Here is a 20,853-nt window from a genome sequence, read left to right as displayed (position 1 = left end):
GCATGAACATCGAACACATCGCCGTGATCGGCGCAGGCACCATGGGCAACGGCATCGCCCAGGTCTGCGCGCTGGCCGGGTACCAGGTCCTGCTGGTGGACGTCGCCGACGCCGCGCTGGAGCGTGGCGTGGCGACCCTGGGCAAGAACCTCGAGCGCCAGGTCGCCAAGGGCACCATAGACGCCGACAAGGCCAGCGCCGCCAAGGCACGCATCCGCACCAGCACCGACTATGCGCAGCTCGCCGGCGCGCAGCTGGTGATCGAGGCCGCCACCGAGAACCTGCAGCTCAAGCAGCGCATCCTCCAGCAGGTGGCGGCCAACGTCGGCGCCGACTGCCTGATCGCCACCAACACTTCGTCGCTGTCGGTCACCCAGCTGGCCGCCAGCATCGAGCACCCGCAGCGCTTCATCGGCGTGCACTTCTTCAATCCGGTGCCGATGATGGCCCTGGTCGAAATCATCCGTGGCCTGCAGACCAGCGACGGCACCTATGCCCAGGCCCTGCTGGTCACCGAAAAGCTCGGCAAGACGCCGATCACCGCCGGCAACCGCCCGGGCTTCGTGGTCAACCGTATCCTGGTGCCGATGATCAACGAGGCGATCTTCGTGCGCCAGGAGGGCCTGGCCAGCGCCGAGGACATCGACACCGGCATGCGCCTGGGCTGCAACCAGCCGATCGGGCCACTGGCCCTCGCCGACCTGGTGGGGCTGGACACCCTGCTGGCGATCATGGAGGCCTTCCACGAGGGCTTCAACGACAGCAAGTACCGCCCTGCCCCGCTGCTCAAGGAGATGGTTGCCGCCGGCTACCTGGGGCGCAAGAGCGGCCGCGGCTTCTTCACCTACTAAGGAGCGCGCGCCATGCCCCCGGTCAATGCGGCGCTGCGCTGCGCCAACTTCGAAGAGCGGCGGGAGCGCGCCATGGCCCTGTTCGCCGAGAAGGGCTTCGGCCAGGTCAGCATGCGTGAACTGGCAGCTCATATCGGCTTGACCGCGGGCTCGCTGTATCACCATTTTCCGAGCAAGCAGCACCTGCTGTACGACCTGATCGAGGAGCTGTACGAGGAACTGCTGGCCACCCTCGACCAGGGCCGCCGCGCCCTGGCCCAGGGCAGGCCGGTGCTGGCCTGCCTGATCGCCGCGCACTGGCACCTGCATGCCGAGCGGCCTTTGCAGTTTCGTCTGGCCGAGCGGGACCTGTGCTGCCTGAACGACGATCAGCAGGCACGGCTGATCGTGCTGCGCGAACGCTACGAGGCGGGATTGCTCCGGCTGGTCGCGCCACAGACGCGGTTGTCCGGGGAGGTCCTGGCGGCGACCGGGCAAGTGCTGGCGACCCTGCTGAACCAGTTGCCTGGCATGTTGCGCGGCAAGGCACTGGGAGACGCTGAAGGCATGGCCCTGATGGAAAGCCTGGTGGTGGGGGCCGCGCAGCGCACGCTGCACTCGACCTGAGCCCGTTGCCAGGCTAAATCGGCACATGCCTCGCTCGTCTTGCGACTAACGGTCATCTGCAGACGAGGTCCCTCCATGAGCAGCATGAGCACCCTGGCATCGAGCGTCGCACGCAGCCTGCGCAAGATCATCAAGGCCGACGCCGGTCCCCGCCCCTACCAGCTATTCGATATCCAGCTGCGCCGTCGCGAGCGCCTGAGCCCGTCGCTGTGCCGCTTCGTCTTTGGCGGCGAGGACGTACGCCTGATGCGTACCCTCGCCGCAGACCAGCGGGTCAAGCTGTTCTTCCCCGACGCCCAGGGCCGCGAGCCAGCCCTGCCCAAGGGCGGCGACTGGCACGCGGCACGCCGCGAGGCGCAACACCCCGTGCGCACCTACACCATCCGCGCCCTGCGTCAGGACGCCGGCGAGCTGGACATCGACTTCGTGCTGCACGGCGACAGCGGCCCCGCCTCGGCCTGGGCCGAGCACGCGCAACCGGGCGCTCGCCTGCAGATCGTGGCGCCGCACCGCGCCGCCTGGGAAGACCCGGGCGGCTATGAATGGCAACCGCCGCAAGGGTTGCGCAAGCTGTTGCTGATCGGCGACGAAACCGCCCTGCCGGCCATCGCCGGCATCCTGGAAAGCCTCGCCGAGCTCAAGGATCCGCCCGCGACCCAGGCATTCATCGAAGTCCCCGAACCCGGCGACTGCATCGACCTGCGCCACGCCCCAGGCACCGAGCTGCACTGGCTGGCCCGCAGCGAGCTGGGCTGCGGCCACGGCGAAGCCATGCGTCACGCGGCGCTGGAGCTGGCCCGCCTGCCACAGCCGCTGCAAGCCGGCGATGCTGGCGCCGCGCTGGAAGAGGTCGATATCGACAAGGACATTCTCTGGGAACTGGCCGAGCCTGCGGGCAACGACTTCTACGCCTGGGTCGCCGGCGAGTCGGCGGCGGTGATGACGATCCGCAAGCACTGGATCAAGGAGCGCCGGCTCGATCGCCGCAGCCTGACCCTGATGGGCTACTGGCGGCACGGGCGCAGCCTGGATTGAAACCCGCTGGTTGATTTCATCAATGACCACTATCGAGCCTGTCGATTTCCGTTCGCGCGAGCATGCTCGTAAGGTTGCGCCATGCCCCACACGGAGACACCTCCATGGCCACCGTCCAGATCATGTCCGTCGTCGGCAGTGCCGTGCCACGCGAGCTGCGCCTGCAGGGCCTGCTGGCCTGCTGGTACCTGATGCGCAATGGCGAGACCATCAGCGGCCCGCTGACTTCCCGCGCCTCGGCTCAGCACATGGCCGAGCACCTGAGCGTCTATGCGCGGCTGATATGAACCGAATCTGTTGTTGTGCGTTGCTCCCTTAACGCGTCTTGTCGCCCGCCTTCATGGCGGGCTTTTTTTTGCCGCACAGGCACCGCGCCGGGCTCAAGCCAGCGGCGAAGCTGCCGATCTCCTGAAACCTGCGAGACAGACGACCCAAGGAGCGTTCGACAGGATGATCGTGGTAGTGGAAGGCATCAGCGCCAGCGGCAAGACCACCTGGTGCGCCCGGCATGGCGGCGAGCATGTGATCGGCGAAAACGGACGCTTTGACAACGTCCCCGAGCGGGCGACCGATCCCGTTGGCGCAGCCAGGTTCTGGGCACAGCGCAACGTCGATCGCTGGCAGGCGGCGCTGGCCATGGAGAGCGCCAGCGCGTTGGCCGTGTGCGACAGCGATCCGCTCAAGCTCCACTACATCTGGACCCTCTGGCGGATCGGCGAAGCCCGTGAACAGGACTGGCATGCCGAGCTGCACGCCACCCGCGAAACCATTGCGCAAGGCCGCATCGGCTTTGCCGACTGCTACCTCGTTGGACGCATCGAGCCGCAGCTCGCGAGGGCTCGGGCCAGTGCCGACAGCACTCGCCGGCGCAGCGGGTTCGAACTCCATGTACGCCTGCAAGAAGGGCTGATGGCTTGGTACTCAGCCATCGAGCAGGCACTTCCCGGCCGCGTACGGTTCGACTTTCCAACCACGATACCCAGTCGGTCCCAGCTCGAAGGGCGATATTCACTGCAAGCATTCGATCGCATGATCGCAGCGCTCGGCTAAGGTCGGGGCCGGCGCTCAGCCTTCGGCCAGACGCTTGCTGAGAAAATAGCGCCGATGCCCCTGAAGGTAGTCACCAAGCTCGCCAAACACTTCGAACCCCAGCGCTCGATAGAACGCCGGCGCCTGGAAACTGAAGGTATCCAGCCAGATCCCGACGCACCCTTCCCGCCTCGCAAGCGCTTCGGCCTTGCCCATCAATTCACGCCCCAGCCCCTGGCCACGGGATGCCTCGGGCACGACCAGCAGCTCGACGAACATCCAGCCGCCACCGAGTCTGCCATACAGCCCACCCGTGACCTCGCCTGTCAGCCCATCGCGCAGCGACCAGGCGAAGGCGCGCGCCCGAGGCGAACCAACCTTGCTGTCGTTGTAGGCTCGCAGCGGTTTGAGAATCGCCTGGTAATGCTGATCGGTGGCTTCGTCAGCGAATTCACAGTGCAGTGTCATGGCAGGTAGTCCCTTGACCGGATGGGGCGTGGACGAAGTGCCTCGTTCCTTGTGCGGCAGACACTTCGATGACAGTTGATCACGATGACTGAGTAGTCACAAAACACCTGCGAGCCGCGTCGACCCGCAAACTTTCACGCGACAAAAAGTTAACGATTTTCGACATCTTTCAATTAGCAATTGATAAATAACGACAGTCCCTATACTTATCCGATTCAGCGCATTTGCGCCACACAGAGCCTTGAATCCAAAAGCAAAAAAGCAGCCTCTCGACAATCACGGCAAACGCCAGAAAAGCCCCCGCTCTATTGCTCAGCAGTACCGGTTTTTATACACAGGACGATTTCATGAGCATCTCTGAGCCTCTCTCTCCTCGCGTGCGGAGCAAGTGGTTGCTCCCTCTGGTGTTGTTCACCCTCTCCCTGGTACCGACGCTCGCCATTGTCCTGACCCTGGAAGACTCGTTCGAAAAGATTCGCGCGAGCAGGAACCAGCAAGCCGCCGACCATTTTGCCCATGCCATCGAACGGTCATTGAGCCATGCCCTGAACGCGGCCTACGGCCTGGGCGCGGCCGTGCGCCACCATGACGGCAGACTGGATGATTTCGCCGAGCTTGCGTCGTATATCGTTCCCCATCCGGACCGCCTGTACGCCCTGGCGCTCGCACCTGGCGGCACCATCACCCAGAGCGCCCCCGCCGATCGCCGGATACTGGCGCACGGCAGCGACTTGTCGACCTTGTTCGGCCATCGCAATCAAAAGATGGAAATGCTCGACCTCCCCATGGACCGGGTAACCTTCAAGGGGCCGCTGCGCCTGGGCGATGGATCGCTCGGCGCGGTTGGCGTCATGCCGATCTTCATCGGCAAGCACGCCACGGGCAAGACGTTCTGGGGATTGTCGGTCGTCGCCATTCATCTGGACAGCGAGCTGCTGGAGGCCGAACTGGAGAGCCTTGGCAAACTGGGCTATCGCTACCGGTTGAGCGGCCAGAACCCGATCACCGGCAACATGGAAACCGTGCTCGGCGCCACGATCGGGGCAGAGGACAGGCAACCTGTGATTCAGCGCCCCATCGAAGGAACGCCGCTGTGGCTCAGCGTGCTGTGTGTCGATCGGCCCGGCTACCTCGGGCTGGTCAGCGCCATTGCCCTGGCCGTGCTGATTGGCGGCCTGATTGCCTGGTCCTGCTATAACCGGCTGCAATTGATCGATCAGAAAAAGGAACTGAAGAACCTCGCATCCTTCGACACGCTCACCGGGCTGCCCAATCGCCGCCTGCTGATGGCGCGCCTGCAGGCGACCCTCGAACATGCCGAGCAATACCGACGCAAAGTTGCCGTTTCCTATATAGACCTGGATGGCCTGAAACAGATTAACGACAACTGCGGGCATGCGGCCGGCGACAAGGTACTGGTCGAGTGTTCCAGGCACATGCAGCACTGCCTGCGGCCCAGCGACACCCTGGCGCGCGTCGGTGGCGACGAGTTCATCCTGGTCCTGGGCAACCTGCGCCACGAACACGAAGCCGACGCCATTTTGCAACGCGTCATCGAAGCCGCCAACATCGAATTCTGCTTCACAGGCACCAAGGCGAGTATTTCGGCCAGCGTGGGCACGGCGTTCTTCGATACCCACGGCAAGCGCATCGACGAACTGCTGACACAGGCCGACAACGCCATGTACCAGGCCAAGAAAAACGGCAAGAACCGATGGGTGGTGGCGCCGGTACAGCACGCCGACAACTGTTAGGGATTCTCCGATCGAGTCAGCACAGGCCATCTGACCTGTGCTGAAATCGCCCTCCGTCCAACTGCCTTCTACAAGCCCGCCATCGCATGGGTCAGAATTCAGCGGCTGAAAATCGGGCTTTTCGGCGTCCCCAAGCCGTCCATTTCCGGCTGATGGGCAACGCGTTCGGAGTTTCCCTAACTGCGAAAATGTCGGACTGATATGCAGATGATCGCGTCGGTTCGGTGGTTTTTACTCGAGCTTCGAAAGGCGCAAGCAGTTTGGAAAAGGGGAACGCTTGCATAAGGTATCGAGACACCGGATAATCTAAATCACTATCAAAAGCATTTGATAGTCGTTCTCATCAAGGAGCTTTACATGAGCGAAAGATACTCTGATCCAATGTCTGATGCCTTCACCACGGTCAAGAATGGTGCAACCTTTCATGACGCTCGCCCTAAAAGCTTTATTAGAAAGCTGTTCGCGCAAACCTTACCCCCGGGCCACTGCGTTCCAATGAATCCCCGTCCGTGCGGTTGGAACTGGTAAATCGATAATGTTTAGACCCTCCTGTCAAAGGAGGGTTTTCCAGGGATGGCGCGAATGACTCAAATATGGACAATTGGAGACTCAGCCCCTGTCGACTCTCCAAAATTTGTACAATCTTGTTATGAAAGTGTCACACCGTACGTAGAGGGTTTTCTTACGGCACTGCATCCCTACCGAAATGGTGTCATGTGCCCATTCATGCCTAAGGCGCTGGCTGAGAAAAATATATACTTCACATACTTTGACAGTAAAGATACGGATCAGCGGCTTCAACATTTAATAGGCAAATGCATAAATTTCTATAAGTCGAGACCCAACACGTCCTTTGGCGCTGTCATCATACTTTTTGAGCAGGATTTCGATATCCTACGTTTATTGCGCATGCATATCGACGCGAAAGCCAACTGCATAAAAAATGAGTTAATGATTGGCGCCCTCTATAAAGATAGTCAAGCCCCAAGCCTCCACTCCGCGGACTATTTTCCATTAAGAACGCCTACCCCAACACTGGTACTCAGAGATCTTACCGCCCAAGACTTACAGTTTTTAAACCCCGGTCATTACGGTGTTATTTCGAAACTTAAATTTCTTAATTCGTTTATTAAAAAATTCTCAACGCCGGACATGAAGGGGCATACCAAAATAAAAGTCATCGAGGCGATAATGCTGCGCAGGCGGCATAGATTGACGCTTGCTGTTTCAGGTTTTTGTTGGTCGTTAGTCGCGCTTGGCATTATCGGATTTACTTATTACAGGTGGGCGGCATGATATATCGCGACTGGCGATTTCTTTCCGCACTGGGGCTCACTATACTTCAGCAAGTATTACTTGCACTTTCTACCTATTACATCGCGCAAGCAGGCTTGACGCTAGAAACTGGAAATGTCAAAGCCATACTGTTATATGTCTCGCTTTTCTTTTTCCTTGCGCTTCTGGCATACGTCGCCAGCTCGATTGCAACGTTTTTCTCCACGCGGGCGTCAAACGAGGCTTGGAAAAACTACTCAAATACTACGCTTATTAAAGCAACGGAAGATTTGCAGTACGCCTCTGAAAAAAATAAAAAGTCCGTTGCTCAATGGCTCGGCGGAGAAGCTTCATCAACGATTGCATACGCCTGTGGCTTTTATCTCGGGTTAGTCTCGGTAAGCCTGAATGTCATTTTTACGCTTTTAGTATTTTACATATCCGTCGGTTGGCAAATTACGCTGGCAATGACAGCGTCACTTGCACTCTCCCTTGGCTTGGTAATGATCCTGCGAAAGCAGATCGAGAAATCCGCTGGGCAGATGCAATCTCAAAAACTTTCCGCTTTACTATCTATAGAGCTTGCGTGGAACTCGGCCATGTTTGGCAGTCGAAACATGCGTGACGAAGGGTTTCATGGGCTGAACGACAAAGTCAACTCTTACTTTGGGACGATCAATAAGTATGTTTTGCTGGAGCAAATCATTGCTTGTGCTCCGATCATACTGTCGACGGTTGTTATCATGGTCGCTCTTCAGTGTTACGATATTTTTACGCTAGCCGTTGCAGGGACGATCGTTGCAATACTCCCTCGCAGCCTTCAGGTATTCGGCAACGTGCATTCGCTGAGCATTTATTTAAGCCAGTTTTATCTGGTACGCACAAAGATTCGTAATTTAGATGAGTTTTCTTCCAAGCTGGATATAAATCTTGCTTTGTACTCGTCATCTTTGCGTGGCGTCACGATCCGTGATGCGTCTACACGCGATAAAATAGAGCCTGATGAATTCATTAGTCAATTGCAAGGACACAGGATCTCTAGCGGGCGCTACACGGTTACCGGACTTAACGGTTCCGGAAAGTCTTCGCTTCTAAAGATAATCAAAGGCAGCATTGATGATGCTTTGCTAATCACCCCGGAAACAAGCTTCATGAATCTGGATGGGGGGTTATCTACAGGGCAAACTAAAATCAGAGAGCTTGAGAAGGTGCTTTCATTGTCTCCTCCTGTGTTAATGCTGGATGAGTGGGATGCCAATCTAGATGAAGACAACTTTAGAAAAATAGATCACGTTTTGGAGCTTGCATCAAGTCAGGTAGTTGTTATAGAGGTGCGGCACTTAGGTAAAAGAATGGAAGCGATAGCTACATGATGACGAGTGATTGCTTGCTTTTCGCTATTAGCTGTTAGGGATTCTCCGATCACGTCAGCACAGGCCATCCGACCTGTGCTGAAATCGCCCTCCGTCCAACTGCCTTCTACAAGCCCGCCATCCCATGGGTCAGATGAGCTTTTCCGGTTTCGAGTACGCCGGTAAGCGCAAGCAAACCCGTCAGGAGCAGGTGGTGCCGTGGAGCGATTCGGTGACGTTGATCGAGCCTCACTGCCCAAAGGCTGGCGGTGGCCGCAAGCCGTATCCATTGGAAACCATGCTGCGCATTCACCTGTTGCAGAACTGGTTCTCGTTGAGCGATCCAGCCATGGAAGAGGCGCTGTACGAGATCACTTCGATGCGCCAGTTTGCTCGCTTGACGCTCGGTGCTCCGATCCCCGAAGACACGACGATCATGAATGTCCGGCACCTGCTGGAGAAACATCAGGGACGGTTGCGAAAAGCGGCGCTGAGCAGCGGCTAACGAGGGCTGCGGATTAAATTTCCTTCACCTTGCGCCCTTTGGATATAAGGCATTCGACAGCCGTTGAACCATACTCCAAAATGCATCGGTTCTTCGGGGGAAACCCTTGCACAGCCAACGACATACCAACATTTAGTGAGCCTCAACGTGAAAACTTCCCTGTCCATCCTCAGCCTGCTGCTGTTGCTCACAGGTACCGCGACCCTCCCGTCGACTGCTGCTGCACAACCCCAGGCAACGGTCCAGCGCGACCCGAGCAAGCTGCACCTGGCCTCCGGCAGCGCCCTGCTGATCGATCTCAACACCAACCAGGAGCTGTATTCCAGCCACGCCGATCGCGTGCGCCCCATCGCCTCGGTCACCAAGCTGATGACCGCGATGGTCGTGCTCGACGCCAAGCTGCCCATGGACGAAATGCTCAGCATGACCATCGCCAACAACCCGGAGATGAAGGGCGTGTATTCCCGCGTGCGCCTGGGCAGCGAGCTGAACCGCCGCGAGACCTTGCTGATCACCCTGATGTCGTCGGAAAACCGCGCGGCCAATACCCTGGCCAACCACTACCCGGGCGGCTACGGCGCCTTCATCAAGGCGATGAACGCCAAGGCGCGCAGCCTGGGCATGAGCCACACGCGCTATGTCGAGCCGACCGGCCTGTCGACCCTGAACGTGTCCACCGCCCATGACCTGGCCAAGCTGCTCATGGCCTCGCGCAAGTACCCGATGCTCGGCGAACTGTCGACCACCGCCGAAAAGACCGTGGCGTTCCGCAAGCCCAACTACACCCTGGGCTTTCGCAACACCGATCACCTGGTCAACAAGAGCAACTGGGACATCAAGCTGACCAAGACCGGCTTCACCAATGAGGCCGGGCACTGCCTGGTGCTGCTGACGAAGATGGACAATCGTCCGGTGGCGATGGTGATCCTGGACGCCTACGGCAAGTACACCCACTTCGCCGACGCCAGTCGCATGCGCCAGTGGCTGGAGACCGGCAGCGCCAAGCCGGCGCCAGCGGTGGCCATGCAGTACAAGAGCGAGCGCCAGAACCGCCCGCGCCTGGCCCAGGACTGAGGCCAGCCAACCGGGGTCGCCTGACGGCCCCGGCGCAACCCAAGGTCAGGCGTGGGTGTCGACCGAGCCGCCGGCCGTGCTGCCGCCCGCCTCGCTGAGCGCCTGCAGCAACTGGCCGGTCGCGGCCAGGATCAGGCCGTTGAGCGTGGCGATGCTGGCCTGCTTGGCCTGAACGGCCGCCAGCTTCGTGGGATCATCCTTGGCCTGCTCCTGCAACTGGGCCAGCTGTTTCTGCTCCTGAGCCAGCTGTTTCTGCAAGCGCTTGATCTGCTCGCGCAGCTCCTTGACGCTCGGCGGCTCATCGCTGTTCAGCTCGTCGAGGTCCTTCGGCTTGCTGTCCTGAACCTTGAACACATCGCCCTTGAACACCAGGCCACCCTGCTCGTTGACCTCGGGCTTGCCCGGCTGCGCCGCGCTCGCCGATGGCTGGGCGGCCCCGGCCAGGGTCGGGATATTGATGTTGGCGGTGGTTATTCCAACCATTGCTGACCTTCCTTAGACGTGGACTCTTGACAACCCGCTATCGGCCGGCCCACGCAGATCTTGAATGCCGCCTCGCGGATAAATTTACCTCCCAGCCATTCGTCCACCTGATACCCGAGCCCTGCCCGCGCATGCCGGCAGGCCGATCCGATCAGTCCGCAACGAGATGGCAATGACCAAGACCCGTTCCCGCAAAGCCCTGTACATCGGCCTGCCGCTGGCCCTGGCGGTCGCCCTGGGGAGTGCCGCCGGTTACTTTTACTGGCAGCGTCAGGAGGCAGGCTACCCGCACCAGATCGTCGAGCAAGCCAATGCGCTGCATGAACACATGCTGTCCTTCGACAGCCACATCACCGTGCCGCTGGACCTGGGCAGCACCGGCAGCGAGGTGGACAAGGACGGCAGCGGTCAGTTCGACCTGGTCAAGGCCGGCAAGGGTCGGCTATCGGGCGCCGCGCTGACCATTTTCGGCTGGCCGGAAATCTGGAACGGCGACAACGCCCCGCACCGCCCCACCCCGGGCTTCGTCGACGCCGCAAGGCAAGAACAGGAAGTGCGCTACAAGATCATCAGCGGCATGGTCCGCGACTTCCCCAACCAGGTCGGCATCGCCTACACCCCCGAGGACTTCCGCCGCCTCAACGGCGAAGGCAAGTTCGCCATCTTCATCAGCATGCTCAACGCCTACCCGCTCGGCCATGACCTGACGCAGCTTGACCTGTGGGCCGCGCGCGGCATGCGCATGTTCGGCTTCAGCTATACCGGCAACAACGACTGGGCCGACTCCTCGCGCCCGCTGCCGTTCTTCAACGATACCGCCGACGCCCTCGGCGGCCTGTCGCCCCTCGGCGAGCAAGCGGTCAAGCGCCTCAACGACCTGGGCGTGATCATCGACGTGTCACAGATGTCGACCCTGGCCCTGGAAGACGTCGCCCGCCTCTCCCGCGCGCCGATCGTCGCCTCGCACTCGGCGCCCCGGGCACTGGTGGACATCCCGCGCAACCTCTCGGACAGGGAAATGCAGCTGATCAAGGACAGCGGCGGGGTGATCCAGGTGGTCGGCTTCGGCCAGTACCTCAAGCCGCTGAGCAAGCCGGTGCTGGACAAGCTCGACGCCCTGCGCGCGCGCTTCGACCTGCAACCGCTGCAGGGCCTGGCCAATGCCCTGATGCCGGGCGACGCGGTGATCACCATCTGGCCCGAGTCGCGCTTCGGCGAATACGCAAGCTCGCTGTACGGCATCCTCGAGGAGGAGCCCAAGGCCACCCTCAAGCAATACGTCGACGCCATCGACTACACGGTGAAGAAGGTCGGCATCGACCACGTCGGCATCAGCTCGGACTTCAACGACGGCGGCGGCCTGGACGGCTGGAAGGACGTCAGCGAGATCCGCAACGTCACCGCCGAATTGCTGACCCGCGGCTACAGCGAAACGGACATCGCCAAGCTCTGGGCCGGTAATTTCCTGCGCGCCTGGGAGCAAGTGCAGAAATCCGCCCATCCCGTCGCCACTCGCTGATCAAGGCCCACTCATCCATGAGCAACCGCCGTACCTTCCTCAAGCAGGCCGGCCTGCTGGCCGCCAGCCTGCCGCTGCTGCCACAGGCCCTGGCCCAGACCACCGCTCCCCTGGCCGGCGCCGACAAATGGCGCAACCTGCGCGCACTGTTCCCGCTGGACCCACAGGTGGCGCATTTCGCCAACTTCCTGGTCACCGCCCATCCACGCCCGGTGCAGGACGCCATCGACCGCCACCGCGCCGACCTCGACCGCAACCCCGCCGCGCTGATGGACTGGGAAAGCCAGTACGAATGGCAGCGCGAGGATGAAGTGCGCGACTGGGCCGCGCGCTACCTTGAGGTCGGCCCACGCCAGATCGCCCTGACCGGCAGCACCACCGAGGGCCTGGCGATGATCTATGGCGGCCTCGAGGTCGCGGCCGGGCAGGAGATCCTGGTCACCGAACACGAGCACTTCTCCGCCCACAAGGCACTGGAATTCCGCAGCCAGCGCCAGGGCACCGCGGTGCGCCAGATCCGCCTGTTCGACGACCCGTGGACGGTGTCCACCGACCAGGTGCTGAGCACCCTCGACAAGGCCATCAAGCCCAACACCCGGGTGCTGGGCATGACCTGGGTGCACTCCGGCAGCGGCGTCAAGCTGCCGGTGGGCGAGATCGGCGAGCTGGTCCGCCGGCACAACCGCGAGCGCAGCGAAGCCGAGCGCATCCTCTACGTGGTCGACGGCGTGCACGGCTTCGGCGTGGAGAACGCCCGCTTCGCCGACTTCAACTGCGACTACTTCATCGCCGGCACCCACAAGTGGATGTTCGGCCCACGCGGCACCGGGATCATCTGCGCCGCCTCCACCGGCATGCAGCACCTCACCCCGAGCGTCGCCACCTTCTCCCGCGACGAGGACTTCGCCACCATCATGACCCCTGGCGGCTACCACGCCTTCGAGCACCGCTGGGCCGCCGGCGAAGCCTTCAAGCTGCACCTGCAGCTGGGCAAGGCCGAGGTGCAGCAGCGCATCCACCAGCTCAACGACCTGCTCAAGCAGCGCCTGGCCGAGCACCGCCAGATCCAGCTGGTGACCCCGCGCAGCGAGCAGTTCTCCGCCGGTTTCACCTTCTTCCGCATCAAGGACCGCGATCCGGACGCCGTGGCCGCCCACCTGTGCGCCAACAAGGTGATGTGCGACGCGGTAGCCCGCGACGTCGGCCCGGTGATCCGCCTGGCCCCGAGCCTGCTCAACGACGAGCGGCAGATCGACCGGGCCATGACCCTCATTACCCAGCAACTGTGAACAAGGCATCTCCCATGAGCGCACCTCTGCACCGCCTCACCCTGGCCGCCGTGCTGGCCGCCTGCAGCCTGCCGGCCCTGGCCGCGCAGCCGTCGGACAAGCCCGGCACGGTGTTCCGTGACTGCGACAAGACCTGCCCGGAAATGGTCGTGCTGCCCGCCGGCAGCTTCATGATGGGCACCCCCGACGATGAACAGGGCCGCCAGGATGACGAAGGTCCGATGCACCAGGTGACCTTCGCCAAGCCGTTCGCCATGAGCCGCTTCCAGATCACGGCCGGGGAATGGGCCGCCTACCAGAAGGCAACCGGCACGGTCCTGGCCGACGGCGACGACCGCCCGGGCCGGCGCTGCACCAATGGCAAGCCCAGCTACAAGCAAGGCCCGCGTCAGCCCGCCGTGTGCATGGACTACGCCGACGTCGAGCGCTACGTGGCATGGCTATCGAAAAAGACCGGCCAGCACTACCGCATGGTCAGCGAGGCCGAGCGCGAATATGCCGCCCGCGCAGGCAGCACCGGTCCGTTCCCCTTCCCGTTCGACAAGGAAGGCGAGTACCAGATCAGCCAGCACGCCAATGTCTACGGCCCTACCGACGGCTTCAGCTACAGCTCCCCAGTCGGCAGTTTCAAGCCCAACGCCTTTGGCATGTACGACATGCATGGCAACGTCTACGAGTGGGTCGCCGACTGCTGGCACGACAGCTACGAAGGCGCGCCGAGCGATGGCAGCGCCTGGATGACCGGCAACTGCAAGACCGCGCAGATCCGCGGCAACGACTGGGGCGAGGCACCGATCTTCTCGCGCTCGGGCAACCGCAACACCGTGGTACGCACCGAACGCGGCGACTGGATCGGTGTGCGCGTGGCCCGCGAACTCTGATCGGCGACAACGCCTGGTCGGTGATCCCGGCCAGGCGGTAAATTAGCCAGGCAGCCAGTCGTTTACAGGGAATCTACTCCCAACGAATGGACTGCCCCATGAGTCAGACGAACGCTTCGAACAAGATCCACGACCTGATCACGGTCGGTTTCGGCCCCTCCAACCTGGCGCTGGCCATCGCGCTGCAGGAACTGGAGCAGAGCACCGGCCACAAGCTCGACGCCCTGTTCCTGGACAAGCAGACCCACTACCGCTGGCACGGCGATACCCTGGCCAGCCAGAGCGAACTGCAGATCTCCTTCCTCAAGGACCTGGTCTCGCTGCGCAACCCCACCAGTCCCTACAGCTTCGTCAACTACCTGCACAGCAACAACCGCCTGGTCGACTTCGTCAACCTCGGCACCTTCTACCCCTGCCGCCTGGAGTTCAACGACTACCTGCGCTGGGTGGCCGAGCACTTCAGCCACCAGGCCCGCTACGGCGAACAGGTGCTGCGTATCGAACCTGAGCTGGAGAACGGCCGCGTCGCCCACCTGCGGGTCATCGCTCGCGACCAGCAAGGCAAGGAATACACCCGTCGCACCCGCAGCGTGGTGGTCGGTACCGGCGGCACGCCAAAAGTGCCCGAGCTGTTCCGCCCGTTCAAGGATGACCCGCGGGTGTTCCACCACTCCAGCTACCTCAGCGCCCTGGAGAAACTGCCCTGCGCCAAGGGCAAGCCAATGCGTATCGCCATCATCGGTTCCGGGCAGAGCGCCGCCGAGGCATTCATCGACCTCAACGACAGCTACCCGTCGGTCAAGGTCGACATGATCCTGCGCTCCTCGGCGCTCAAGCCCGCCGACGACAGCCCGTTCGTCAACGAAATCTTCGCCCCGCAGTACACCGACCTGGTGTTCGACCAGCCGCCGGCAGAACGCCGCAAGATCATCGACGAATACCACAACACCAACTATTCGGTGGTCGATCTGAACCTGATCGAGCGCATCTATGGCGTGCTGTACCGGCAGAAGGTCTCGCACCAGTTCCGCCACTCGGTCCTGTGCCGCCGCCAGGTGGAAAAAGCCGTCGACACCGCCGAAGGCATCGAGCTCACCTTGCGCGACCTGGCCACCAACGGCCAGCTCACCCATCGCTACGACGCGGTGATCCTCGCCACCGGCTACGAGCGCCGCACCCATCGCGACCTGCTGGCGCCACTGGCCGAATACCTGCAGGACTTCGAGGTCGATCGCGACTACCGCGCCATCGGCAACGGCAAGCTGGAAGCCGCGGTCTACCTGCAAGGCTTCTGCGAACAGTCCCACGGCCTGAGCGACACCTTGCTGTCGGTCCTGCCGATGCGCGCTGCCGAGATCGGCCAGTCGCTTTACCACAGCCTTGGCAAGCTAGCCCCGGACGCGGTACGCGACACCGAGCAGCTGCTGCCACTGACCAACGCCTGACGAGCCCACGACATGACCGCAAAAAACCGCGGGGCGCTCGGCCAGCTGTTCCCGCTGCTACGCCCATTCTGGCCCATCGTGGCCATCTCGATCGTCCTGGGCATGATTGGCGGCCTGAGCGTCACTGCGCTGCTGGCCACCATCAACAATGCCCTGCACCAGGAGGGCGGCCTGGGCCAGGGCGCCCTGCTGGCCTTCGCCGGCCTGTGCGTCACCGCCCTGTGCTGTTCGATCCTGTCCGACATCGGCACCAACCATGTTGGCCAGAACATCATCGCCAGCCTGCGCAAGAGCCTGGGCGAAAAGGTCCTGGCGGCGCCGATCGACCAGATCGAGCGCTATCGCAGCCATCGTCTGATCCCGGTGCTGACCCATGACGTCGATACCATCAGCGACTTCGCCTTCGCCTTTGCGCCGCTGGCCATTTCCTTCACCGTGACGCTCGGCTGCCTGGGCTACCTGGCGATGCTGTCCTGGCCGATGTTCCTGCTGTTGATCGTGGCGATCGCGATCGGCATGGGCGCCCAGTCCATCGCCCAGTCCATCGGCCTGAAAGGCTTCGACAGCGCCCGCGCCGCCGAGGACGACCTGCAACGCCAGTACAACGCGATCGCCGACGGCGCCAAGGAGCTGCGCATTCACCGACGCCGTCGCCACCGCATGTTCGTGCACGGGGTGCAGGCCACCGCCGACTTCATCTGCCGCACCCAGATCCGCTCGATCAACACCTTCGTCATCGCCAAGTCGTTCGGCTCCATGCTGTTCTTCGTGGTGATTGGCGTCGCCCTGGTCATGCAGTCGCTCTGGCCCGCCGACAACCCAGCGGTGATGAGCGGTTTCGTACTGGTGTTGCTGTACATGAAAGGCCCGCTGGAACATCTGATCGGCACCCTGCCGATCATCGGTCGCGCGCGTATCGCCTTCCAGCGCATCGCCCAGTTGTCCGAGCAGTTCTCCTCGCCCGAGCCACACCTGCCGCTGACCGACAGCGCGCCCACGCCCAAGGCGATACACAGCCTGGAGCTGAACAACGTGCGCTATGCCTTCGACCCGGTGCCCGGCGCCACGCCGTTCTGCCTGGGGCCGGTGAACCTGCGCATCGAACAGGGCGAGATCACCTTCATCGTTGGCGAGAACGGCTGCGGCAAGACCACGCTGATCAAGCTGCTGCTGGGCCTGTACGCGCCGCAGCAGGGCGAGGTGCGCCTGGATGGCAAGCCGGTTCAGGCCGAGCATCGCGATGACTACCGGCAATTGTTCACCACGATCTTTGCCGACTACTACCTGTTCGATGACATCGTCCAGGGCGACCAGCACATCCCCGAAGACGCCAATGCCTACCTGCAACGCCTGGAGATCGCCCACAAGGTCAGCGTGCAGGACGGACGCTTCACCACCACCGACCTGTCGACCGGCCAACGCAAGCGCCTGGCATTGATCAACGCCTGGCTCGAGGAGCGCCCGATCCTGGTGTTCGACGAATGGGCCGCCGACCAGGACCCGACCTTCCGGCGCATTTTCTATACCGAGCTGCTGCCGGACCTCAAGCGCCTGGGCAAGACCATCATCGTGATCTCCCACGACGATCGCTACTTCGATATCGCCGACCAACTGGTGCGCATGGAAGCCGGCCGAGTGGTCAGCGAACGCACCCTGGCCTGACCCCCCCAACGAACCGTAGAAAATTTTCCGGTTTTCTACGGTTCGCGCGTCTCATTCCCCAGTGGTAATAATTCTCAATTAGACTGCCAACCCAACTACGGACAAGACTCGAATGAGCAGCCCAGACGTACGTGCCCCACGCTCCCGCTTCCCTCACCCGAAGACCTTGCTGGCTCTCGGTGTCACCTTGGCGCTCAATTGCGTCCAGGCGCACGCCGAAGTGGTCGAGCTGAACATTCCTGCTCAGCCACTCTCCAGTGCCCTGCAGGCGCTCGGCCGCCAGGCCAACCTGCAGATCCTGTACAGCCCGGACACCGTCGGCAGCCTGCGCGCCAGCGCGCTCAAGGGCCGCATCGACAGCATCGATGCGCTGCGCCGCCTGATCCAGGGCACCGGCATCACCTATCAGGTCGAAGGCAACGTGGTGACCCTGAGCGGGGGATTTGACACCAGCAGCGGTGCGATCAACCTCGACACCACCTCGGTCACCGCCTCGCAGTTGGGCAACATCACCGAGAACACCGGCTCCTACACCGCCGGCGCGGTCACCGTGGGCGGCAAGACCCCCACCGCCATGCGCGAAATCCCGCAGTCGGTATCGGTGATCAGCAGCCAGCGCATCGAGGACCAGGGCTTGCACAACGTCGAGCAGGTGCTCAAGCAGGCGCCTGGCATCACCCTGGTCGGCGGCAACGACAACGATGTGCAGATCTACTCGCGCGGCTTCAAGGTCAGCAGCATCACCACCGACAGCGGTGCGCCGTCGATGCGCGAAGAGACCTACCAGACCCTGCCGGACATGATCCAGTACGACCACGTCGAAGTACTGCGCGGCTCCGACGGCATGAACACCGGCAACGGCGAGCCTGGCGGCACCATCAACCTGGTGCGCAAGCGCGCCCTGGACCACAACCAGGTCAAGCTCGCCAGCTCCGCCGGTAGCTGGGCCAACTATCGCCAGGAAGTCGACGTGACCGGCCCGATGGGCTTCGACGGCAAGCTGCGTGGCCGCTTCGCCGCCGCCTACGAGGACCGCGACTACTTCTACCACGGCTCCAACAGCCAGAAGCAGGCATTCTTCGGCGTGCTCGAAGCCGACCTGACGCCGGACACCCTGCTGACCTTCGGCGGCAGCTATGAAAAACGTGACATGGACGGCTACTGGGACCAGGGCCTGGTGCGCTCCAGCAGCGGCGAAGACCTGGGCCTGTCGCGCAAGACCTCGCTGGCTGCCGACTGGTCGTCCGCCAACAACGAACGCATGGAAGCCTTCACCAAGCTCGAACAGGCCTTCAACGAGAACTGGAAAGGCGAGTTCAACTACACCTTCAGCAAATTCAACACCAGCCACGACCTCGGCCAAGTCATAAGCCCGCCGAACCTGCAGACCGGCACCCAGGCCAACTTCCAGCGTATCCTGCGTGACTACGAGAACGTCCAGCAGCTGTTCGCCGCCAATATCCACGGCACCTTCGAGGCATTCGGCCGCGAACACGAGCTGCTGATCGGCGCCGACCACTCGAACATCCACCGGATGTACGCCGACCACAGCACCAACACCGAAATCACCCCGGTGGACCTGTACAACACCGACATCGGTTCGCTGCCCAAAGGCAGCCGCCCTGGCCTGCTGTACACCTTCCCCACCTGGGACGCGAAGAAGACCGGCGGCTACATGACCCTCAAGGCGCAGCTGACCGATCCGCTCAAGCTGATCGTCGGCGCCCGCTACAACGACTTCGAGGACGCGCTGTTCAGCGTGGTGCCCAACGGCGACGGCAGCACCTCGACCTACACCTCCGGCGGCAAGGACTCCGGCAATATCACCTACTACGGTGGCCTGGTCTACGACGTCGACGAGAACTGGTCGCTGTACACCAGCTACTCGGAGATCTACCAGCCGCAAACCAGCATGCTCAGCACCTCGTTCGGCCCGATCGCGCCGATCGAAGGCAAGACCTACGAGGTGGGGGTCAAGAGCGCGTTCTACGACGGGCGCCTGAACTTCTCCAGCGCCCTGTACTACGTCAAGCGTGAAAACGAAGGCGTGTACATCGGCGGCCCGTCCACCGCGGCCAACTCCTGCTGCTACGTCAACGGTGGCGAAATCGTCAGCCGTGGCTGGGACACCGAGATCAGCGGCGAGCTGCTGCCAGGCTGGGAAATGTCCGCCGGCTACACCTTCAACATGAACGAATACCGCAAGTCCGGTACCGCCGACAACGTAGGCAAGCCGCTCAGCTCGCAGACGCCCAAGCACCTGTTCAAGTTCTTCACCACCTACCAGCTGCCGGGCGAGCTGGAGCGCTGGAAGGTCGGCGTGGGCGCCAACATCCAGAGCCGCAACTACATCCAGGGTGAAGTGGTGCGCGACAGTGTCAGCACCCCGTTCGCCTACGAGCAGGCCGGCTACGCCGTATGGAACAGCCTGCTCGAGTACCGCATCGACCAGCACTGGACCGCGGCGGTCAACGCCAACAACCTGTTCGACAAGCGCTACTACCAGACCGTCGGCACCAGCGAACGAGGCAACTGGTACGGCGAACCACGCAACTACATGCTGACCCTGCGCGGCACCTTCTGACCCGGCCCCAGGCAAGCGAAAACGCCCGATGCAGCGCTGGCTGCATCGGGCGTTTTGCGTTGCGCGCGGCTCAGGCCGACAAGTAGCGGCGAATCACCCCCGCCAGTTGCTCATGCACCTGCTCCACCGCCGGCACCACGCTGCGCATGCGCAGCAGGTCGTGGGTCAGTTCGCGGTACTCCAGCAACTCCACCTGCACCCCGCTTTCGCGCAGGCGCCGGGCATAGGCCAGGCCTTCATCGAGCAGTGGATCGAAACCCGCCACCGCGACCACCGCCGGCGCCGAGCCACTGAGGTCCTCGGCCAGCAACGGCGAGAAACGCCAGTCGCGGCGGTCCTCGGCGGTACGGGCGTACTGCTGGTAGAACCATTCCAGGGTCTGGGCTTCCAGCAGGTAGCCTTCGGCGAACAACGCCATCGACTCGCTGGCCTGCGACGCGTCGGTCATCGGGTAGCACAGCAGTTGCAGGCACGGGGTCAGCGGCGCTTCGGCGCCCTGTCGCGCGGCCTCGATCGCCAGCACCGTGGCCAGGCTGGCGCCGACGCTGTCGCCGACCAGCGCCACCCGGGCCAGGTCGATGCCCAACGCCGGCGCCTGGGCCTTGAGCCAGTGCAGCACATCGCTGCAATCGTGCAGCGCGGTGGGGAACTTGTGCTGCGGCGCCAGGCGGTAGCCCACCGCCAGCACCGGGAAGCCACTGCGCTGGCACAGTTCGCGGCACACACCGTCATGGGAGTCGAGGCTGCCCACCACGTAGCCGCCGCCGTGCAGGTACAACACCAGGCCATGGGGGCCAGCGCCCAGGCCACGCGGGCGGTACAGGCGTAATTCCAGTGCCTGGCCATCGCGGCTGTCGATGTGCAGGGCCTGCACGTCCAGGTCCTGTGGGGCCGGCCAGCTTAGCTGCCGGGTGGTCTGTTCGAACGCCGCGCGCGCCTGCTCGGCGCTCATCTGGTGAAAGGCCGGTTGCCGCGCCTGGGCTTCATCGGCCAGGTCGAGGAACGCGCCGATATCGGGATGCAAGGTCATGTGAAATTCCT

Annotated in this window: 18 protein-coding genes and 1 pseudogene; 16 read left to right on the top strand and 3 right to left on the bottom strand. The window is 62.4% G+C overall.

What is annotated here, in order from left to right; translation table 11 throughout:
• Positions 1-2: 2 nt before the first annotated feature.
• The 5 genes from ACYUME_RS10960 to ACYUME_RS10940 all read left to right on the top strand — a co-directional run bounded on the left by ACYUME_RS10960 (position 3) and on the right by ACYUME_RS10940 (position 3,542).
• Positions 3-851 carry a 3-hydroxybutyryl-CoA dehydrogenase gene (locus ACYUME_RS10960; protein ID WP_279885595.1) on the top strand — a complete coding sequence of 283 codons (849 nt, stop codon included), beginning with the start codon at positions 3-5 and terminating at the stop codon, positions 849-851.
• 12 nt (positions 852-863) lie between these two features.
• Positions 864-1,457, top strand: coding sequence for a TetR/AcrR family transcriptional regulator (locus tag ACYUME_RS10955; RefSeq protein ID WP_460418857.1), 594 nt, complete (start codon positions 864-866; stop codon positions 1,455-1,457).
• Positions 1,458-1,532: 75 nt separating this feature from the next.
• Complete coding sequence (locus ACYUME_RS10950) at positions 1,533-2,492, top strand: siderophore-interacting protein (RefSeq protein ID WP_279885600.1); 960 nt, start codon at positions 1,533-1,535, stop codon at positions 2,490-2,492.
• Between the two features lie 104 nt (positions 2,493-2,596).
• Positions 2,597-2,779, top strand: coding sequence for a hypothetical protein (locus ACYUME_RS10945; RefSeq protein ID WP_279885602.1), 183 nt, complete (start codon positions 2,597-2,599; stop codon positions 2,777-2,779).
• Positions 2,780-2,942: 163 nt separating this feature from the next.
• The gene (locus tag ACYUME_RS10940; protein WP_460418856.1) at positions 2,943-3,542 is read left to right on the top strand and encodes a hypothetical protein; all 600 of its coding nucleotides are present in this window, start codon (positions 2,943-2,945) and stop codon (positions 3,540-3,542) included.
• A 15-nt stretch (positions 3,543-3,557) separates the two neighbouring features.
• Here the strand turns inward: ACYUME_RS10940 and ACYUME_RS10935 are convergent, their stop codons facing one another.
• The gene (locus ACYUME_RS10935) at positions 3,558-3,989 is read right to left on the bottom strand and encodes a GNAT family N-acetyltransferase (protein ID WP_279885607.1); all 432 of its coding nucleotides are present in this window, start codon (positions 3,987-3,989) and stop codon (positions 3,558-3,560) included.
• Positions 3,990-4,336: 347 nt separating this feature from the next.
• Here ACYUME_RS10935 and ACYUME_RS10930 point away from each other — a divergent pair, with 347 nt between their 5' ends.
• From ACYUME_RS10930 to pbpG, 5 genes and pseudogenes are all read left to right on the top strand, one after another.
• Positions 4,337-5,743: a diguanylate cyclase domain-containing protein gene (locus ACYUME_RS10930; RefSeq protein WP_460418855.1), complete on the top strand. Its 1,407-nt coding sequence runs from the start codon at positions 4,337-4,339 to the stop codon at positions 5,741-5,743.
• A gap of 573 nt (positions 5,744-6,316) precedes the next feature.
• A complete protein-coding gene (locus ACYUME_RS10925) occupies positions 6,317-7,039 on the top strand; it encodes a DUF6875 domain-containing protein (protein WP_460418854.1) in 723 nt (240 codons plus the stop codon).
• Entirely contained in the window at positions 7,036-8,391 is a 1,356-nt protein-coding gene (locus ACYUME_RS10920) for an ATP-binding cassette domain-containing protein (protein WP_460418853.1), read from the top strand. Before ACYUME_RS10925 ends, ACYUME_RS10920 begins: the two co-directional genes overlap by 4 nt.
• A 124-nt stretch (positions 8,392-8,515) precedes the next feature.
• Positions 8,516-8,839: pseudogene (locus ACYUME_RS10915) on the top strand (transposase); the annotation flags it as partial.
• 183 nt (positions 8,840-9,022) lie between these two features.
• Entirely contained in the window at positions 9,023-9,949 is a 927-nt protein-coding gene (pbpG, locus tag ACYUME_RS10910; RefSeq protein ID WP_279885619.1) for a D-alanyl-D-alanine endopeptidase, read from the top strand.
• 45 nt (positions 9,950-9,994) lie between these two features.
• Here the strand turns inward: pbpG and ACYUME_RS10905 are convergent, their stop codons facing one another.
• The gene (locus tag ACYUME_RS10905) at positions 9,995-10,432 is read right to left on the bottom strand and encodes a hypothetical protein (protein ID WP_460418852.1); all 438 of its coding nucleotides are present in this window, start codon (positions 10,430-10,432) and stop codon (positions 9,995-9,997) included.
• 172 nt (positions 10,433-10,604) lie between these two features.
• Between ACYUME_RS10905 and pvdM the strand changes: the two genes are divergently transcribed.
• From pvdM to ACYUME_RS10875, 6 genes are all read left to right on the top strand, one after another.
• On the top strand, positions 10,605-11,951 hold the full coding sequence (pvdM, locus tag ACYUME_RS10900) for a pyoverdine-tailoring dipeptidase-like protein PvdM (RefSeq protein WP_460418851.1): 1,347 nt from the start codon (positions 10,605-10,607) through the stop codon (positions 11,949-11,951).
• Positions 11,952-11,968: 17 nt separating this feature from the next.
• A complete protein-coding gene (gene pvdN / locus ACYUME_RS10895) occupies positions 11,969-13,240 on the top strand; it encodes a pyoverdine-tailoring periplasmic protein PvdN (RefSeq protein WP_460418850.1) in 1,272 nt (423 codons plus the stop codon).
• A 14-nt stretch (positions 13,241-13,254) separates the two neighbouring features.
• Positions 13,255-14,121, top strand: coding sequence for a dihydropyoverdine dehydrogenase (gene pvdO / locus ACYUME_RS10890; RefSeq protein WP_279885629.1), 867 nt, complete (start codon positions 13,255-13,257; stop codon positions 14,119-14,121).
• 98 nt (positions 14,122-14,219) lie between these two features.
• Positions 14,220-15,566: a lysine N(6)-hydroxylase/L-ornithine N(5)-oxygenase family protein gene (locus tag ACYUME_RS10885; RefSeq protein WP_279885632.1), complete on the top strand. Its 1,347-nt coding sequence runs from the start codon at positions 14,220-14,222 to the stop codon at positions 15,564-15,566.
• 12 nt (positions 15,567-15,578) lie between these two features.
• Positions 15,579-17,228: a cyclic peptide export ABC transporter gene (locus tag ACYUME_RS10880; RefSeq protein WP_279885635.1), complete on the top strand. Its 1,650-nt coding sequence runs from the start codon at positions 15,579-15,581 to the stop codon at positions 17,226-17,228.
• A gap of 112 nt (positions 17,229-17,340) precedes the next feature.
• Positions 17,341-19,812: a TonB-dependent siderophore receptor gene (locus ACYUME_RS10875; RefSeq protein ID WP_279911507.1), complete on the top strand. Its 2,472-nt coding sequence runs from the start codon at positions 17,341-17,343 to the stop codon at positions 19,810-19,812.
• A gap of 70 nt (positions 19,813-19,882) precedes the next feature.
• On the opposite strand, the gene ACYUME_RS10870 is transcribed toward ACYUME_RS10875, so the two are convergent.
• Entirely contained in the window at positions 19,883-20,842 is a 960-nt protein-coding gene (locus tag ACYUME_RS10870; RefSeq protein ID WP_460418849.1) for an alpha/beta hydrolase, read from the bottom strand.
• Positions 20,843-20,853 lie beyond the last annotated feature (11 nt).

This window comes from Pseudomonas sp. microsymbiont 2, from assembly GCF_054788395.1.
This window is presented reverse-complemented; position numbering and strand designations above follow the sequence as displayed.

What these genes read in the sequence shown, in the direction of transcription:
- ACYUME_RS10880 (WP_279885635.1), top strand. Translation starts at nt 15,579, where the DNA reads ATGACCGCAAAAAACCGCGGGGCGCTCGGCCAGCTGTTCCCGCTGCTA.
- ACYUME_RS10935 (WP_279885607.1), bottom strand. Translation starts at nt 3,989, where the DNA reads ATGACACTGCACTGTGAATTCGCTGACGAAGCCACCGATCAGCATTAC.
- ACYUME_RS10950 (WP_279885600.1), top strand. Translation starts at nt 1,533, where the DNA reads ATGAGCAGCATGAGCACCCTGGCATCGAGCGTCGCACGCAGCCTGCGC.
- ACYUME_RS10875 (WP_279911507.1), top strand. Translation starts at nt 17,341, where the DNA reads ATGAGCAGCCCAGACGTACGTGCCCCACGCTCCCGCTTCCCTCACCCG.
- pvdO (WP_279885629.1), top strand. Translation starts at nt 13,255, where the DNA reads ATGAGCGCACCTCTGCACCGCCTCACCCTGGCCGCCGTGCTGGCCGCC.
- ACYUME_RS10885 (WP_279885632.1), top strand. Translation starts at nt 14,220, where the DNA reads ATGAGTCAGACGAACGCTTCGAACAAGATCCACGACCTGATCACGGTC.
- ACYUME_RS10920 (WP_460418853.1), top strand. Translation starts at nt 7,036, where the DNA reads ATGATATATCGCGACTGGCGATTTCTTTCCGCACTGGGGCTCACTATA.
- ACYUME_RS10955 (WP_460418857.1), top strand. Translation starts at nt 864, where the DNA reads ATGCCCCCGGTCAATGCGGCGCTGCGCTGCGCCAACTTCGAAGAGCGG.
- ACYUME_RS10930 (WP_460418855.1), top strand. Translation starts at nt 4,337, where the DNA reads ATGAGCATCTCTGAGCCTCTCTCTCCTCGCGTGCGGAGCAAGTGGTTG.
- ACYUME_RS10940 (WP_460418856.1), top strand. Translation starts at nt 2,943, where the DNA reads ATGATCGTGGTAGTGGAAGGCATCAGCGCCAGCGGCAAGACCACCTGG.
- pvdN (WP_460418850.1), top strand. Translation starts at nt 11,969, where the DNA reads ATGAGCAACCGCCGTACCTTCCTCAAGCAGGCCGGCCTGCTGGCCGCC.
- ACYUME_RS10925 (WP_460418854.1), top strand. Translation starts at nt 6,317, where the DNA reads ATGGCGCGAATGACTCAAATATGGACAATTGGAGACTCAGCCCCTGTC.
- ACYUME_RS10960 (WP_279885595.1), top strand. Translation starts at nt 3, where the DNA reads ATGAACATCGAACACATCGCCGTGATCGGCGCAGGCACCATGGGCAAC.
- ACYUME_RS10945 (WP_279885602.1), top strand. Translation starts at nt 2,597, where the DNA reads ATGGCCACCGTCCAGATCATGTCCGTCGTCGGCAGTGCCGTGCCACGC.
- ACYUME_RS10905 (WP_460418852.1), bottom strand. Translation starts at nt 10,432, where the DNA reads ATGGTTGGAATAACCACCGCCAACATCAATATCCCGACCCTGGCCGGG.
- pvdM (WP_460418851.1), top strand. Translation starts at nt 10,605, where the DNA reads ATGACCAAGACCCGTTCCCGCAAAGCCCTGTACATCGGCCTGCCGCTG.
- ACYUME_RS10870 (WP_460418849.1), bottom strand. Translation starts at nt 20,842, where the DNA reads ATGACCTTGCATCCCGATATCGGCGCGTTCCTCGACCTGGCCGATGAA.